The organism is Pseudalkalibacillus hwajinpoensis, assembly GCF_015234585.1.
Taxonomy (GTDB): domain Bacteria; phylum Bacillota; class Bacilli; order Bacillales; family Guptibacillaceae; genus Guptibacillus; species Guptibacillus hwajinpoensis_B.
The window spans coordinates 128090-141323 of record NZ_JADFCM010000008.1; the positions used below are offsets into that span (position 1 = coordinate 128090).

The 13234-nt window shown below is 39.4% G+C and carries 18 protein-coding genes; 10 read left to right on the forward strand and 8 right to left on the reverse strand.

Annotated features, from left to right (window positions below; genetic code table 11):
• Positions 1-56 precede the first annotated feature (56 nt).
• Positions 57-377: a YnfA family protein gene (locus IQ283_RS12235; RefSeq protein ID WP_194220432.1), complete on the forward strand. Its 321-nt coding sequence runs from the start codon at positions 57-59 to the stop codon at positions 375-377.
• Between the two features lie 107 nt (positions 378-484).
• Here IQ283_RS12235 and IQ283_RS12240 read toward each other — a convergent pair whose 3' ends face one another.
• The 3 genes from IQ283_RS12240 to IQ283_RS12250 form a co-directional block, all read right to left on the reverse strand.
• Positions 485-1111, reverse strand: a complete 627-nt coding sequence (locus IQ283_RS12240) for a DUF2642 domain-containing protein (RefSeq protein WP_194222207.1) — start codon at positions 1109-1111, stop codon at positions 485-487.
• 269 nt (positions 1112-1380) lie between these two features.
• Positions 1381-1839, reverse strand: a complete 459-nt coding sequence (locus IQ283_RS12245) for a spore coat protein (RefSeq protein ID WP_194220433.1) — start codon at positions 1837-1839, stop codon at positions 1381-1383.
• A 33-nt stretch (positions 1840-1872) separates the two neighbouring features.
• The gene (locus tag IQ283_RS12250) at positions 1873-2424 is read right to left on the reverse strand and encodes a spore coat protein (RefSeq protein ID WP_194220434.1); all 552 of its coding nucleotides are present in this window, start codon (positions 2422-2424) and stop codon (positions 1873-1875) included.
• A gap of 209 nt (positions 2425-2633) precedes the next feature.
• Here IQ283_RS12250 and IQ283_RS12255 point away from each other — a divergent pair, with 209 nt between their 5' ends.
• The 3 genes from IQ283_RS12255 to IQ283_RS12265 all read left to right on the forward strand — a co-directional run bounded on the left by IQ283_RS12255 (position 2634) and on the right by IQ283_RS12265 (position 4665).
• Positions 2634-3413, forward strand: coding sequence for a class I SAM-dependent methyltransferase (locus IQ283_RS12255; RefSeq protein WP_194222208.1), 780 nt, complete (start codon positions 2634-2636; stop codon positions 3411-3413).
• A 33-nt stretch (positions 3414-3446) separates the two neighbouring features.
• Positions 3447-4175 (forward strand): class I SAM-dependent DNA methyltransferase, encoded by a 729-nt coding sequence (locus tag IQ283_RS12260; protein ID WP_194220435.1) that lies wholly within the window; start codon positions 3447-3449, stop codon positions 4173-4175.
• Between the two features lie 76 nt (positions 4176-4251).
• Positions 4252-4665 carry an NUDIX hydrolase gene (locus IQ283_RS12265; protein WP_194220436.1) on the forward strand — a complete coding sequence of 138 codons (414 nt, stop codon included), beginning with the start codon at positions 4252-4254 and terminating at the stop codon, positions 4663-4665.
• A gap of 87 nt (positions 4666-4752) precedes the next feature.
• On the opposite strand, the gene IQ283_RS12270 is transcribed toward IQ283_RS12265, so the two are convergent.
• A complete protein-coding gene (locus tag IQ283_RS12270; RefSeq protein ID WP_276511835.1) occupies positions 4753-6045 on the reverse strand; it encodes a histidine--tRNA ligase in 1293 nt (430 codons plus the stop codon).
• A gap of 280 nt (positions 6046-6325) precedes the next feature.
• On the opposite strand from IQ283_RS12270, the gene IQ283_RS12275 reads away from it, so the two are divergent.
• Positions 6326-7249, forward strand: coding sequence for an aminoglycoside phosphotransferase family protein (locus tag IQ283_RS12275; RefSeq protein ID WP_194220437.1), 924 nt, complete (start codon positions 6326-6328; stop codon positions 7247-7249).
• Between the two features lie 17 nt (positions 7250-7266).
• On the opposite strand, the gene IQ283_RS12280 is transcribed toward IQ283_RS12275, so the two are convergent.
• Both IQ283_RS12280 and IQ283_RS12285 read right to left on the reverse strand, forming a co-directional pair.
• On the reverse strand, positions 7267-7929 hold the full coding sequence (locus tag IQ283_RS12280) for a DUF4396 domain-containing protein (protein WP_242057333.1): 663 nt from the start codon (positions 7927-7929) through the stop codon (positions 7267-7269).
• A gap of 129 nt (positions 7930-8058) precedes the next feature.
• Positions 8059-9045 carry a zinc-binding dehydrogenase gene (locus IQ283_RS12285; RefSeq protein WP_194220438.1) on the reverse strand — a complete coding sequence of 329 codons (987 nt, stop codon included), beginning with the start codon at positions 9043-9045 and terminating at the stop codon, positions 8059-8061.
• 199 nt (positions 9046-9244) lie between these two features.
• Here IQ283_RS12285 and IQ283_RS12290 point away from each other — a divergent pair, with 199 nt between their 5' ends.
• Positions 9245-9397, forward strand: a complete 153-nt coding sequence (locus IQ283_RS12290) for a hypothetical protein (RefSeq protein WP_194220439.1) — start codon at positions 9245-9247, stop codon at positions 9395-9397.
• 30 nt (positions 9398-9427) lie between these two features.
• Complete coding sequence (locus IQ283_RS12295) at positions 9428-9826, forward strand: NUDIX hydrolase (protein ID WP_194220440.1); 399 nt, start codon at positions 9428-9430, stop codon at positions 9824-9826.
• A 29-nt stretch (positions 9827-9855) separates the two neighbouring features.
• On the opposite strand, the gene IQ283_RS12300 is transcribed toward IQ283_RS12295, so the two are convergent.
• On the reverse strand, positions 9856-10272 hold the full coding sequence (locus IQ283_RS12300) for a universal stress protein (RefSeq protein WP_194220441.1): 417 nt from the start codon (positions 10270-10272) through the stop codon (positions 9856-9858).
• Positions 10273-10437: 165 nt separating this feature from the next.
• On the opposite strand from IQ283_RS12300, the gene lspA reads away from it, so the two are divergent.
• On the forward strand, positions 10438-10893 hold the full coding sequence (gene lspA / locus IQ283_RS12305; protein ID WP_242057414.1) for a signal peptidase II: 456 nt from the start codon (positions 10438-10440) through the stop codon (positions 10891-10893).
• A 68-nt stretch (positions 10894-10961) separates the two neighbouring features.
• On the opposite strand, the gene spxA is transcribed toward lspA, so the two are convergent.
• Complete coding sequence (spxA, locus tag IQ283_RS12310; RefSeq protein WP_194220443.1) at positions 10962-11357, reverse strand: transcriptional regulator SpxA; 396 nt, start codon at positions 11355-11357, stop codon at positions 10962-10964.
• A gap of 260 nt (positions 11358-11617) precedes the next feature.
• On the opposite strand from spxA, the gene IQ283_RS12315 reads away from it, so the two are divergent.
• A complete protein-coding gene (locus IQ283_RS12315) occupies positions 11618-12820 on the forward strand; it encodes an MFS transporter (RefSeq protein ID WP_194220444.1) in 1203 nt (400 codons plus the stop codon).
• An 88-nt stretch (positions 12821-12908) separates the two neighbouring features.
• Complete coding sequence (locus tag IQ283_RS12320; RefSeq protein ID WP_194220445.1) at positions 12909-13076, forward strand: hypothetical protein; 168 nt, start codon at positions 12909-12911, stop codon at positions 13074-13076.
• Positions 13077-13234: the final 158 nt, after the last annotated feature.

Genomic DNA, 13234 nt, shown 5'->3' on the forward strand with positions numbered 1-13234 from the left:
ATAGCGCTTGATTTGTATTTTTAACATTTATTGCATTGTGAAGGAGGTTAGCGGAAATGAAAACAATTCTCTTATTTATTTTAGCTGGGCTTGCAGAGATTGGAGGAGGTTATTTAATCTGGCTTTGGCTGCGAGAAGGGTACTCGAGCGTATTTGGACTAGCTGGTGGAATCTCTTTAGCTCTTTATGGTGTGATTGCGACTATGCAAGTATATCCTGAATTCGGTCGCGTGTATGCGGCGTATGGTGGTGTGTTTATAGTGATGTCCGTCCTTTGGGGATGGGGAATTGATAAGGAAGTCCCTGATAGCTATGATTTAATTGGAGCGTTCATTTGCTTAGTGGGTGTAACGGTGATGCTCTTACCGCGGAACTAAAGGGATTTCATTTAGGAGTTTTCATCAAGATATAATAAAAAGCCCGTTTTCATGGAACGGACGAATGAGGTTGAGATATAACCAATGAGTGAATCGTTGTTGTGATTTTAAGGGAAATGAACGCATTTTACATGGTGGAAATTGATAAAAACTTGACCCTCTTTTGCCGTCATTAACGTGATCTGGTTTTCCTGAATACTTATTAATTTCCCTATTTTGTTTTGATTTTCGTATATATCGAATATGACTATTTGATTGGTTACTTTTTTTAGCTGCTCTTCTAATGTCCGGGATAAGGAGAGTCCAATCGGTACAACGGGGAATTCTGAATGCGTTAATTGATATGGTCTTTCGTTACCTTGATAAGGGATCAGCCACTTTAGATGTTTCATGGATATATACATCGTTTTGTGAATAGGACTTTGGAACACAAAGTAATCGTTCATAATACTAGTGATGTATCCATGAAGAGAGTGATGGCCAGTAACATAAATCTCTGTAAACATTCCTTTTGATTCCTGTAGTGCTTTACGAAGCGAAATCGAATTTAAAGTTTCAGGTTCTTCAAATAGCGACTCTTTTGGAAGTGAAATTTTTTCATCTTCTTTCGTACACACATCATAATGCTGAACATGATATTGGGAGACATAGATGAAGTCTTTGCCGTTATATAAGACAAGAATGTCATTTCCTGAGTCGATTAGCACACCGATAATGTCTTTTGTTCCGTTCATTTTTAATCGAATGGTTTCGTTCGTTAAATCTGATGAATTTCTCACTATTGACCTCCTTTCATATGAGAAAAACAGCTGTGGCATATTAACAAGTGATTCTGATAGAACGATCATATCTACATAAAAAAATAAGTGTGAGGAGGAAGATGACTGTGCAAATAACTATGAATTTAAAGGCGAGTCATTTCCTCATCACATGAACTAACTTGTGAAATGCGTAAGGAGAGATATAGGCGATCATGGCTCTCTTTTCCTCTCAAGAATACGAGTTAAGCCTCGACGATTTTTTCAGGAACTTCCTTAATCACCGTTTCGATAGTACTGAAGCTTTTAATATGGAAAAGTGTAATGCGAACAAGTTCAGCTTTCACTAATAGAAGAATATGGTCGCTTGCTAGATTGATGAGAATACCTTCAACATGCTCTGGACCACCACGATTAATCTTTACCCATTTATAGTGAAGCGCCCCTAATACTTCTGTGATAGAGCTTCCTTGGATTGGATCAAGAAACATACTGCCAATAATTTCCGGCACAGTGGTTGTATCTAAAGAAACCGATTTAACATGGTCAAGGTTGTAATAAATCATTTCTTTCTCTGTTTGTAGCATAAAGTGGTCCGTTGCAACATGAAAGAGAATTCCTACTTTTGCTTCAGGGCCTTTTAGATTAACTTTAACTTGCTTACCTAACAATGGCGCGATCGTATCGCTATTTAAATGTGCCATTATATATCCTAACCTTTCATAAGCATTCGCTTTTTATTTTTTTGAAACAGGCTGCCAGTAGCTAGAAAAAAGGTTTTCTCTTCGGCTTTCTCCTCGGTTTTCTTTTTGATTGTCCTCTTGATTGTTGCTAGACTCTTCTTGTTGAGTCATTTTAACGACCTTACTAACGCTTTTTACATGAAACAGTGCAATGTGTACCAATTCTGCTTCCTTACCTACGATGATGTGATCATCGTTCACTTCAAGTAAAACACCTTCTACTTTCTCTGGGCCACCGCGATTAACTTGAACAGAACTAAAGACTAATTCATCAAGAACTTCTTGAAAACTTTCTCCACTTTCAAATTCAAGAACAGGTTCTTCGATTGGTACAATAACTTCTACTTCCTCTTTCGTGTTAATCGTGACGCTTTTGATGTGAGTGCCCTGGTAATAGATAACAGTATTTTTTTGTCCAAGCAAAGTTAAGAAATCCTGTTTAAGCTCAAGAAGTTTTCCTTCCTGACTTTCAGGTCCTCCACGGTTGATTCGAACATTCTTGCCGATATAGCTCTCGAGTTGTGAAAAGTTCATTTGCACATTCATGCATCCTTTCTTCCTTTTTATATAAACGCTTGTAATGGCATAGTATGTATCTCGGAGGGACAAAGATCAGTATATTTGTCTATCATTTGGAAAATGTGTGTTTGTCCACCGTGAGATTAGCCTAATCATTGGGGAATTTAGGAGCAGGGTTTTTACTAGTTAAACAGAATAGGAGAACGAGAGTGATTTTAATTAAGTGGGGGAAAAGAATGAAAACAAATGAGTATAACAGTAAAGTTTGGGATAAAAAGGTTGAAGATCAAGTCGTTTATACAAAGCCAGTCACTCAAGAAATGATCAAAGAAAGTAAAGCAGGGAATTGGCGTATCACTGTTACGACAGAGAAAGCTGTTCCACGTCATTGGTTTCCAGCTAATCTGAAGGGCTTGCGCATTCTCTGCTTAGCATCTGGTGGGGGGCAACAAGGTCCTATTCTTGCAGCCGCAGGGGCGGAAGTGACTGTTGTTGATCTTTCTGAGAAACAGCTAGAACAGGACAGATTCGTAGCTGAAAGGGATAACTTACAGTTAACTGTTGCCAGAGGAGACATGTCGGATTTATTCTTTTTAGAAAATGAGTCATTTGATATGATTGTCCATCCTGTTTCAAATGTATTTGTTGAAAATGTATTACCGGTCTGGAAGGAGGCGTCAAGAGTATTGAAGGAAGGGGGGACACTTATTTCAGGGTTTACGAATCCGCTATTGTATCTTTTTGATGATGAGCAAGAGGATAAAGGAATTCTCGATGTAAAGAATCGCATTCCATACTCTCCCCTCGAATTGTTAACGAAAGACGAACTTCAGAAATACAAAGAGAGTAACTTGGCCCTAGAGTTCGGTCATACGCTAGAAGATCAAATTCAGGGACAAATTGATGCGGGATTTGTCATTAACGGTTTTTATGAAGATGATTTTGGAGGGAGTCGCCTAATCGATCAATATATTAAGACCTTTATAGCAACAAAGGCGATAAAAAATGCAGGTTGAACTAGTCACTTATTTATAAAGGAGATACTGAAAATGGAATATAGCGGTTCGCGGGTTTATGATGATCACGATTTTTTTGAGAACTATATGGCTAGACGACATAGGGAAGAAAGCCCGAATAAAGTCATCGAGTATCCTGCTCTTATGACATTACTAGGCGATGTTCGGGAGAAGACCATTCTTGATCTTGGTTGTGGAGATGCTTCGCTCGGAGAAGAATTACTAAAGCAGCAGTGCGAGCGATATGTCGGGATTGATGGTTCACAAAATATGTGTCACCAAGCAGAATTGAAGTTAAAGGGAACGAAAGGGAGCGTTGTCCAGTCAAATCTAGAGTCGTATGGTTATCCATCACACACTTTCGATTGTGTCGTTTCACAATTAGTTCTTCATTACATAGAAGACCTTGATCACATTGTTAAGAAAGTATACGACACGTTAAAGCCAGGTGGAGAATTTGTTTTTAGCGTATTGCATCCGGTTATGACCGCTTCTTTCAAAAGTATGACAGGTAAAAAAACCGATTGGATTGTAGATGATTATTTCCAGACGGGGAGAAGAATAGAGCCCTGGATTGGAGAGAGCGTTGTGAAATATCACCGTACGATTGAGGAGTATTTCTTACTTCTGCAGCGAGCTGGTTTTACGATTCAAGGTCTTAGAGAGGGAACGCCGCAACGAGAAAACTTTCAACATCAGGATGAGTATGAACGAAGACAGCGCATTCCGCTATTTCTTCTTCTTTCTTGCACAAAAAAGTAGTGCACAGCAAGGACGTTGTGAATGATGGGAGTGCTACCCCATCATCCATCAATCGCCATAGGATAGGAGTTTGAAAATGATACGAGTAGACGTTGTTTATTCTCTTCTTTACAATGAGCAAGAAGATAAAGTGTTAATGGTTCAGAATATAAAGCATGATAACTGGTCTTTACCTGGAGGGTCAGTTGAAGAAGGAGAAACCCTTTCACAGGCTGCCATTCGAGAGGCGAAAGAAGAGACGGGTTTGACGATAGACGTTGGCGATATTTTGAGTGTAAACGAAGGATTTATGACTAACAGCAATCACCACGCTCATTTCTTTACGTTTAGAGGCAAAATAACCGGTGGGCACTTATCCATTCAAGACACTGAAACTATCGCGGATGCGAAATGGATGAGTGTAGATGAAGCAAATGAGTATATGCCTTTTTATAAGGGCGGGATTAAGAGTTTACTTCAAGCTTCAGCTCCATACGTTTTTCAAGGTTGATCGATCAAAATACAAACAGCGGTAAGAAACTCTCTTACCGCTGTTTGTATTTTAGTCATTTATTCGACAATCCCGAAATTGATAGAATTACTTACAAGAGTTAAATAGAAAAGAAATACGTTCTTCCGTTCCTTGATCTAGTGTTTTTACGATGATTTCATTGTTTTCAACTTCCTTATCCCCAACGAGAATCACTTTTTCTATTCCTCTTTTACTTGCGCGTTCGATCGATTTACCAATCCGTTTCTCACTCATATCCACCTCGATCCGACATCCTAATTTTCTATAAGCAGAGGCGACGATCATGGCTTCGCGTTTAGCATCAATGGGGATAATGACATATTCAGGCTTTTCATTTGTCACAAGTGAAGTACCATTCTGTTTCAATGCGGTTAAAATTACATCTAGGCCGAATGAAATCCCAACGGTTGAAAAAGGCTCTTCACTACCGAGTAAACCTCCGATCGCACTATCGTAGCGACCACCGCTTCCAATGCTGGATGTAATGGATTGGTTACTTAAGAAAATCTCATAAATCGTCCCCGTATAAATATCGAGCCCTCTTGCAAGGAAAGGATTGAACTCACATTTTTGAACGAGGTTGAGTCCATCCAGGTAGGAAGTCAGTTCTTTAAGTTCATTTAACCCCTCCCGTACAGTTGAATTCGCAGATGCGAACTGTTCAAAATAATAGAGGTCTTGATTAATCCATTCTTTTGCATAGCGCTCAACGCTATTAATGGCTTCAGAGGAGATATCTTTTTGGAAGAGCTCTTGCTTAACGCCTTCCATCCCGATTTTCTCGAGCTTATCCATCGTGAGAATCACATCATCTAAGCGAGGTGTAGGAATAGAGATCGACTCTAGCATACCTGCAAGCAGTTTACGGTTGTTATACTGAATCGTCACATCAAGTTCGAGTTGATTGAAAAGATCGAGAGCCATCTCCATTAATTCTGCTTCAGCCATTTGTGAACTCACGCCGGTTATATCCACATCGCACTGAGTGAATTCTCTAAACCGCCCTGGTTTAACGGGTCCATCTCGAAACACCTTTCCGATTTCATAACGCTTGAAGGGCATTGGTAAAGCTGGATTCATCGCAACAACTTTGGCGAATGGGATGGTTAAATCGTATCGAAGTGCGAGATCTCTATCTCCACGATCAGAGAGGGAGTACATTTCTTCTAAAATTTCATCGCCACCTGCATACTTTGAAGCCATCAATTTCCGATCGTTAAGGATCGGTGTTTCAAGTGGAGAACAGTTGTATTGAATAAATGTGTCTTCTATTGTTCTTCTTACTTTGCGCCGTATGATTTCATCTTCAGGTAAATAATCCATCGTTCCTTTGACATTCTGATCTTTCAGCTTTTTCATAGTCCTCATCCTTTCGTTTTTGAATACAAAAAACCGCATGAACTGGAGAAATGTTCTTCTCAATTCATACGGTTACGAGTAATAGCCTTCCTATTCGCGATCATTTTGCAATCGGATAGCAAGGCTAGCTGTGATGATGAAGTTGTACGATGAATAATTGTCTCATATCGCTCACCTCTTATTTCAAAATATGGTAGCACATGAAAACTATTTCAGCAATCTTTCTTTTTTTCTGAAGATTTGATAGGATAATATTTCCTGTAGAAAGGTGGGGAATTGCTTGAGAAGTCTTACGGAAGAGGAAGTCATATCGCATATTCCTGAACTATCGAATGTTACGTTAAGAAAGATTACAAAGGGGTATTCTTTTGATTTAAAATATGTAACAAAGTGGAATGGAAAGAACGTATTGCTTCGATTATATGAGGTGGATTTACGTGAGCGGGTTCAAGAGAAAGTTGAGAAGATGAAGGCTTTTAAGAAGCTAGGAGTCCGCTGTCAGGAAGTTTATGCGTTCGGTGAAGTTCCTGAAGAGAACTTCTGCTATACGATTTTTTCTTTTCTTGAGGGGGAAGATGGCGAAGCTGCTTTAGCGAACTTAACAATGGAAGAACAGTATGCTGCTGGTTATGAAGCAGGATTAGATCTCGATTATATCCATCAACTTCGAATCGAAGCATCAATGCCGGAACATATGGCCTTTATTCAAGAAAAATTTGAGAAAGCGGTAGAACGGTATTCTAGACTTGATATACAAATTCCATTTGGTAGAAAGATCATTGACTATGTAAGGAACAATATCCACCTTATCGGTGAAAGCAGGCTCGTCTTTGCTCATCATGATTTTCATGCAGGGAATTCGATTATCTATAAGAATAAATATGCTGGGGTGATTGATTTTAATCGATGCGGTATAAATACCGCCTATTCCGAATTTGATAAGCTAGAATTATTCTCAAGTCGTTTAAGTATTCCTTTCTCAAAAGGGGTTATTCATGGTTACTTCAAAGGTCATGTTCCTGAAATGTTTTGGAAAATCCGATCGGTTCATATGGCTCAGCTTCTGATCTACCATATGAATTGGGCAACAGATTCCTTTCCAGAAGATCTTCCTCAAGCGAAAGAGGCCATTCAGTATGTATGGGAGATGTATGAAGGCTTCGATCGGACAATTCCGAAGTGGTATGAAGAAAGCCAGGCCTAGGGCCTGACTTTCTTCAGTTACATCGCTTCTTTTATTCCTTTCTTTACTAACCACCAGTTTGCAGGATAGCTTGTCGCAAATCCAAGAATCATCGCAATTTGCATCATAAACCAGTAGACAGCTGAGTCGGGTTTTGGTGGCTCGGTAAATAAAACAAAATGAACGATGGCCATCCAACCAAACATGCCAACTTCAAAAGCGATCAAAGAAAGCGTGTCGGCTTTCGCAGCTTCTTTAATCGCATCCCACGCACCATTCTCTTTGTTCATCGGGTAAATGGCATAGAATTGAAATAGAATACCAAACCCATATGCAAGAATGAACTCGACAAGATAATGAGTATAGAGAATGGAACCAAGCAGAGCAAAACCTGTTAAGGCAACGATCGGCACGCCTACTGCATCACCAAGTGTACAACCGGCAGAGCAGTGACTTGTGGACATAAACACCTTGGCAGACTTTCCGCGCTTGTCTTCATAATCCAAATTCTTCGCTTTCAAACGTCCCCATTTAAAATAGGCCCAGATAGCGAAAGGTCCAAGAAACCATCCGTTTATCGGCCAGACCACATTCATGATTTTCATCATTTGAGGATGACGAATGATGTCAATGAGAATGACGATGGAAGAAAGAAGTCCAATTGATAGTGCAAGAATGGATATAAGCTGTAAAGTAGTCAAATCATCTCACCTCGAAAATAAGTATGTATATATCCGTTACCCTCTGGGGGTATAGGATAAACGAATGATTCGGAAGATCCATGATTATAAAAAGAAACGCCCTCTTTGAAAGAGAGCGAGTTCAATAGGTTATTCGTGTTCGATTTCAGCTACAATTTTTCCTGTAACATGACGTTCTGAAAGCTCAACCAATGCTTGGGGGATTTCTTCAAGCGATATCGTCTTCTTGATCATTGGATCGACATAACCACCTAACAATAGGTTGATCATCTCATCACCCATCATGGCAAGATCTGCTTGCTCAGCTGTATTAGATGATTGATAGACACCACCAAGAGCGATTTGATGGAAGGAAAGTGGACGAGCAAAGGAGACGCCCTGCGCAAAGTCAGGTGCACCTGCAATATAAGCCATTTGTCCGTTAAACGTAAGTGTGTCTAGCGATTTGGTTGCATTATCACTACTTACCGTGTCTAGTACAGCGTGAACACCAATTCCATTTGTTATTTCAACCGTTTGGTCCACAAAATCCTCTTCTTTATAATCAATGGCATAATCAGCCCCAAGCTTTTTCACAAAATCATGATTGTGGCGAGAAGCTGTTGTAATCACTGTTAATCCCATGTATTTGGCCATCTGAATAGCGTAGCCTCCTACGCCGCCAGCGCCAGCGTGGATGAGTATGGTTTGACCTCGGTGAATATGAAGTTTGCGGAATAACGCCTGATAGGCTGTATAACCGGCTGTTGGGATCGCAGCCGCATGAACGAATGAGATCGACTCAGGAAGTTGAGATATGGTATGAGCTTGTGCAATCGCATATTGTGCGAACGTTCCTTTTCTCATCAGGTCACCGTGATAAACGACTCGATCGCCGGCTTTCCATTCGGTTACCTCATCACCGACTTGTTCAATAATACCAGCACCATCAAGTCCAAGAATGTGCGGGTATTCCCAGTTCGGGTTTCCGTTTGTTGCTGTCTTATAGTCAACTGGGTTCAAGCCCGCAGCGTGGATTTTTACAAGAACTTCTCCTTTTCCAGGTGAAGGGGTATCGATTTCTTCAACACTCATTGAATCCCATTGTCCTTTAGCTTTTAGTAAAAGAGCTTTCATTATGAAAATCCTCCTTAAAATAAGTTGAGAATATGAATATGTTTCACTTGGGGAACTTTTAGTAAACCTTTTCTCCCGTTTTCCCATTATAAAGTTCATGAATTTTTTTGGTAAGTAGGCACTTTTTAGTAACTATTTGAAACAATAAGGCGCCGTGAATCGTAGAATAATTAGAGAGTTTAATGGAGGAGGGGACAAATTGACGTTAATCGGTTGGATTTTCTGGGGTTTGATCGCTTCGATTCTAACGATTGGTTTTATCATCCAAAAAAAATATGGAATGAAAGCACCTGAAGAAACAAATCATCAGCTTTCTAGTTCAGAACACGTTAAAAGTCAGACGAGTCCCTAAATACATAATGGAAGCTAAAGGGTGAGTAGAATGCAGGAATGGTTTGGAGCAGCTGCTGTATGTATCAATGACCAGGGAGATTTACTAATGATTCGTAATGAATCTGACGAATGGGCGGTTCCTTCTGGTGAGATCGAGAAGGGAGAAACGCCTGAGATGTGCTGTGTTCGTGAAGTGATGGAAGAGACGGGGTATCAAGTAGCCATTGAGAAACCTTTGTTCGTTAAAGATCAGGATGTGAATGGAATGAATGTGACGACCTATTATTACGAAGTAAATGTGGTAGGTGGTATGCTTTCTCTTGACGATTCTGAAGAAGATGTGAAGGAAATTGAATGGAAAACGATTGATGAAGTAGAAGAAATTCCACATGCCTATCCTGAGGACGCAGCATATTTAACGAATTATTTATACGAAAAGACTCCTTAAGCTAAGGAGTCTTTTCTCTGTTTCATTCATTATTTGACTACAAGTACAGGACAGCTTGCCTTTTGGATGACTTGATGACTTACACTGCCGATAACCATTTCTTGAAGAACATTAAGTCCTCTTGTGCCCATGACAACAAGATCACTTCTCGTTTCATTTGCATGATCAATAAGAGTGGTGGAAGGGGATCCATGTAGAATAGTCACGTCATAAGAAACGTTAGCTTCTTCAGCAATTGCTTCTGTGGAGCTTAGTTTCTCTCTTCTCTCCATATCAAGACCGGGGGAATCGGCATGACGTAATGCATCGTGCTTAGATGTTTCACCATCAATGACATAAACGATTTCAACATGTCCACCTGTTAAGTTGGCTAATTCAAAAGCCTTTTCAGCTGCTTTTACTGAATCTGTGGATCCATCCGATGCGAGTAAAATCTGTTGATACATTATCACAAAACCTCCAGAGTAATTGACTTGTTACTAGGTTCTATAATTCCTTACCCTGTATAGAAGTGTGTCAATCAAACATAAAAGACGAATTGATTGTCAGAGAAAGCGGTCATAAAGGATAATGGTTGAAGATTAAAAAAGGATGTGGACACGGTGAAACGGATGATCACGATGGTGACCATTTTGCTTGTTATGGATCTTGTAACAAAACGATGGATTGACTCGATCTTAAACTTGAATGAACAAATTGACGTGATCAATGGATTTTTAACTCTTCAGCTTTACTACAATACAAGAGCTACAAGAGGATTGTTAGAAGGATACACAGGTTTATTAATTTTTCTACAAGCGAGTATCGTACTGCTCCTTATTTATGGATACATACGTGCCACCCCAAAACGCTTTGCTGTGCAGCTAGCTTTTGGCTTACTTATTAGTGGTGGACTTGGAAACTTGATTGATCGTATTCAATATGGTTATGTGATTGATTTTATGAAAGTGAGCGAAGGGATTTTTAATCTTGCTGATACGGAGATCAGATATGGATTTATCTTAATCCTCGTTCTTTATTTTATGAAAAAATTTACGATTCAAGGGTTTGACGATCAGGAGAAATAGCCAAATAAAAAGCGAGAGAGGATAATCCTCTCTCGCTTTTGTTTCACTTACTCTAAAGGGACAATTTATTATTTTGCTTCTTGAAGGATTTGCTCAAGTTGAAAAGCTCGAACTTTTCTAGGGAGAAAGCTTCTAATTTCGTCCTCGTGGAAGCCTACTTGAAGTCGTTTTGTATCAAGTAAAATCGGGCGTTTTAAAATGCCAGGATTTTCTTTAATCAAGCTGTATAGTTCCTGAAGTGTAAGCTCATCAACCTCTTTATCAAGCGCATCAAAGGCTTTTGAACGCTTTGAGATGATTTCTTCGGTTCCTTTTTCAGTCATACGAATTATAGCTTTAATCTCATCTTCGGTGAGCGGCTTTGCGAACATGTTGCGCTGTTCATAAGGAAGGTTATGCTCTTCCAGCCACGCTTTTGCCTTTCTGCACGAAGTACAGCTTGGTGATGTGTAAAGTGTAATCATATGTTTGACCTCCAAATGGATTTTACATGGTTCATCTCCATGTTAAGTATACTAAAAAAAGTCGCTGCCTGACTGTAAGCTATGTTACACATTTTCGACGATTATCTATGTGTTAAACTCCTCTTAGTGAAAGTTATTCGATCTAAATAACAGGAATTTCTTCTAAATGATTAATAATAATAGCCAGCTTTTACTAAGGTATACCCGCTAACGAGAGCAGGCAAACTAGGTAAGAAGTGAAGTTTTATTGGAGGATGCTCATGGATGATAAAAAGAAGTGGGATTTGATTTCACTTGCTTCAATTCCACTTGTGATGACGCTAGGGAACTCAATGCTTATTCCAGTCTTGCCTATAATTGAAAAGAAGCTCAGCATCACATCCTTTAAGGTTTCGATGATCATTACGGTTTATTCTATTGCAGCCATTTTATTAATTCCAATTGCCGGTTATTTGTCCGATCGATACGGAAGAAAAAAAGTGATCATCCCGAGTTTGTTTATCGCTGGGATTGGAGGGCTCGTCACAGGATGGGCATCATGGTCTCTAGAAAATCCATACGTTATGATTCTTATAGGAAGGGTACTTCAAGGGATCGGATCTTCTGGAGCAGCCCCGGTTGTTCTTCCTCTCGTAGGAGATTTATTCAAAAATGATAAAGATGTAAGTGCTGGATTAGGCTTAATTGAAACATCAAATACAGTCGGGAAGGTGCTGAGTCCCATTCTTGGAGCACTTCTGGCATCCTTTCTCTGGTACTTACCCTTCTTGTCCATACCTGTTTTCTCACTTATTTCAATATTACTTGTCGTATTCCTTGTTAAGTCACCAGAAAAAAAAGAGGAGCCACAAACTTTTTCCTGTTTTTTGTCATGCTTAAAAAACATTTTTCGAAAAGATGGAAAGTGGCTAACGGCGATTTTTGCAATTGGCGGCGTGATTATGTTTGTTCTGTTTGGCATTCTATTCTATCTTGCCGGGTTTTTGGAAAATGAATTTCAAATTGTAGGTGTTAAAAAAGGAGGGGTTATTGCTATTCCGCTTGTTGCTCTTTCTTTAACCTCCTATGTGACGGGAAAACGTATCGGTGAGAATAAGAAAACGATGAAATGGTGCATTTTCATTGGTTTATTTATTCTGGCAGCAGCGACACTAAGCGTCTCATTTACGGAACGACTCTGGTTGATGTTACTGATCTTATTTGTGGGTGGAGTAGGAATTGGAATGTCTCTTCCTTGTCTTGATGCCCTCATCACAGAAGGGGTAAAAAAAGAAGAACGTGGAACAATTACATCTCTTTATAGCTCGACTCGCTTCCTTGGCGTAGCGGCTGGTCCACCAATTTATGCATTACTCATGAAGCAGTCTCATGAAGTTGTTTTCTATGCTTCAGCAGGTGTAACAGTAATTGCGATCCTTCTTTGCTTTGTTTCCATTAAGCCTGAAACCAATACAGATGTTTAGAGTGGTGAAATATAGGGTAAATATATAACCCTCCCACGATAAGCAAAAAATAAGGAATAAATGGAAAAATAGAAAGAGGGAATGAATAATGTCATTAGAATTAATACTACAGTTTTTAATGTTAAGTATAGGCTTTATAGCGGTAGCGGCACTATTTCTCAACGTTGATAAAAAGCGTACACAAAAGCGTTTAGAATTAGAACTTGCTGAATATGAACAATCGCATCAAGTATCAAAATACGAGAAGAACAAATAAGATGGAGACTCTGAAACGAGTTTTCATCTTTTTTTGTATCTTGCTTAATGGAAAGATAGAAAGTTACCGGGTATTTGAATTCTTAGAAGTTTGATAATTACGGATAGTGGTATGAAAAGGTTAGATAACCAATTTAGCAACGGTACAATAGAACGCAA

Coding starts and splice junctions, on each gene's coding strand:
- IQ283_RS12235 (WP_194220432.1), top strand. CDS start 57: ATGAAAACAATTCTCTTATTTATTTTAGCTGGGCTTGCAGAGATTGGA.
- IQ283_RS12240 (WP_194222207.1), bottom strand. CDS start 1,111: ATGAACGGAACAAAAGACATTATCGGTGTGCTAATCGACTCAGGAAAT.
- IQ283_RS12245 (WP_194220433.1), bottom strand. CDS start 1,839: ATGGCACATTTAAATAGCGATACGATCGCGCCATTGTTAGGTAAGCAA.
- IQ283_RS12250 (WP_194220434.1), bottom strand. CDS start 2,424: ATGAATGTGCAAATGAACTTTTCACAACTCGAGAGCTATATCGGCAAG.
- IQ283_RS12255 (WP_194222208.1), top strand. CDS start 2,634: ATGAAAACAAATGAGTATAACAGTAAAGTTTGGGATAAAAAGGTTGAA.
- IQ283_RS12260 (WP_194220435.1), top strand. CDS start 3,447: ATGGAATATAGCGGTTCGCGGGTTTATGATGATCACGATTTTTTTGAG.
- IQ283_RS12265 (WP_194220436.1), top strand. CDS start 4,252: ATGATACGAGTAGACGTTGTTTATTCTCTTCTTTACAATGAGCAAGAA.
- IQ283_RS12270 (WP_276511835.1), bottom strand. CDS start 6,045: ATGAAAAAGCTGAAAGATCAGAATGTCAAAGGAACGATGGATTATTTA.
- IQ283_RS12285 (WP_194220438.1), bottom strand. CDS start 9,045: ATGAAAGCTCTTTTACTAAAAGCTAAAGGACAATGGGATTCAATGAGT.
- IQ283_RS12295 (WP_194220440.1), top strand. CDS start 9,428: ATGCAGGAATGGTTTGGAGCAGCTGCTGTATGTATCAATGACCAGGGA.
- IQ283_RS12300 (WP_194220441.1), bottom strand. CDS start 10,272: ATGTATCAACAGATTTTACTCGCATCGGATGGATCCACAGATTCAGTA.
- lspA (WP_242057414.1), top strand. CDS start 10,438: ATGATCACGATGGTGACCATTTTGCTTGTTATGGATCTTGTAACAAAA.
- spxA (WP_194220443.1), bottom strand. CDS start 11,357: ATGATTACACTTTACACATCACCAAGCTGTACTTCGTGCAGAAAGGCA.
- IQ283_RS12315 (WP_194220444.1), top strand. CDS start 11,618: ATGGATGATAAAAAGAAGTGGGATTTGATTTCACTTGCTTCAATTCCA.
- IQ283_RS12320 (WP_194220445.1), top strand. CDS start 12,909: ATGTCATTAGAATTAATACTACAGTTTTTAATGTTAAGTATAGGCTTT.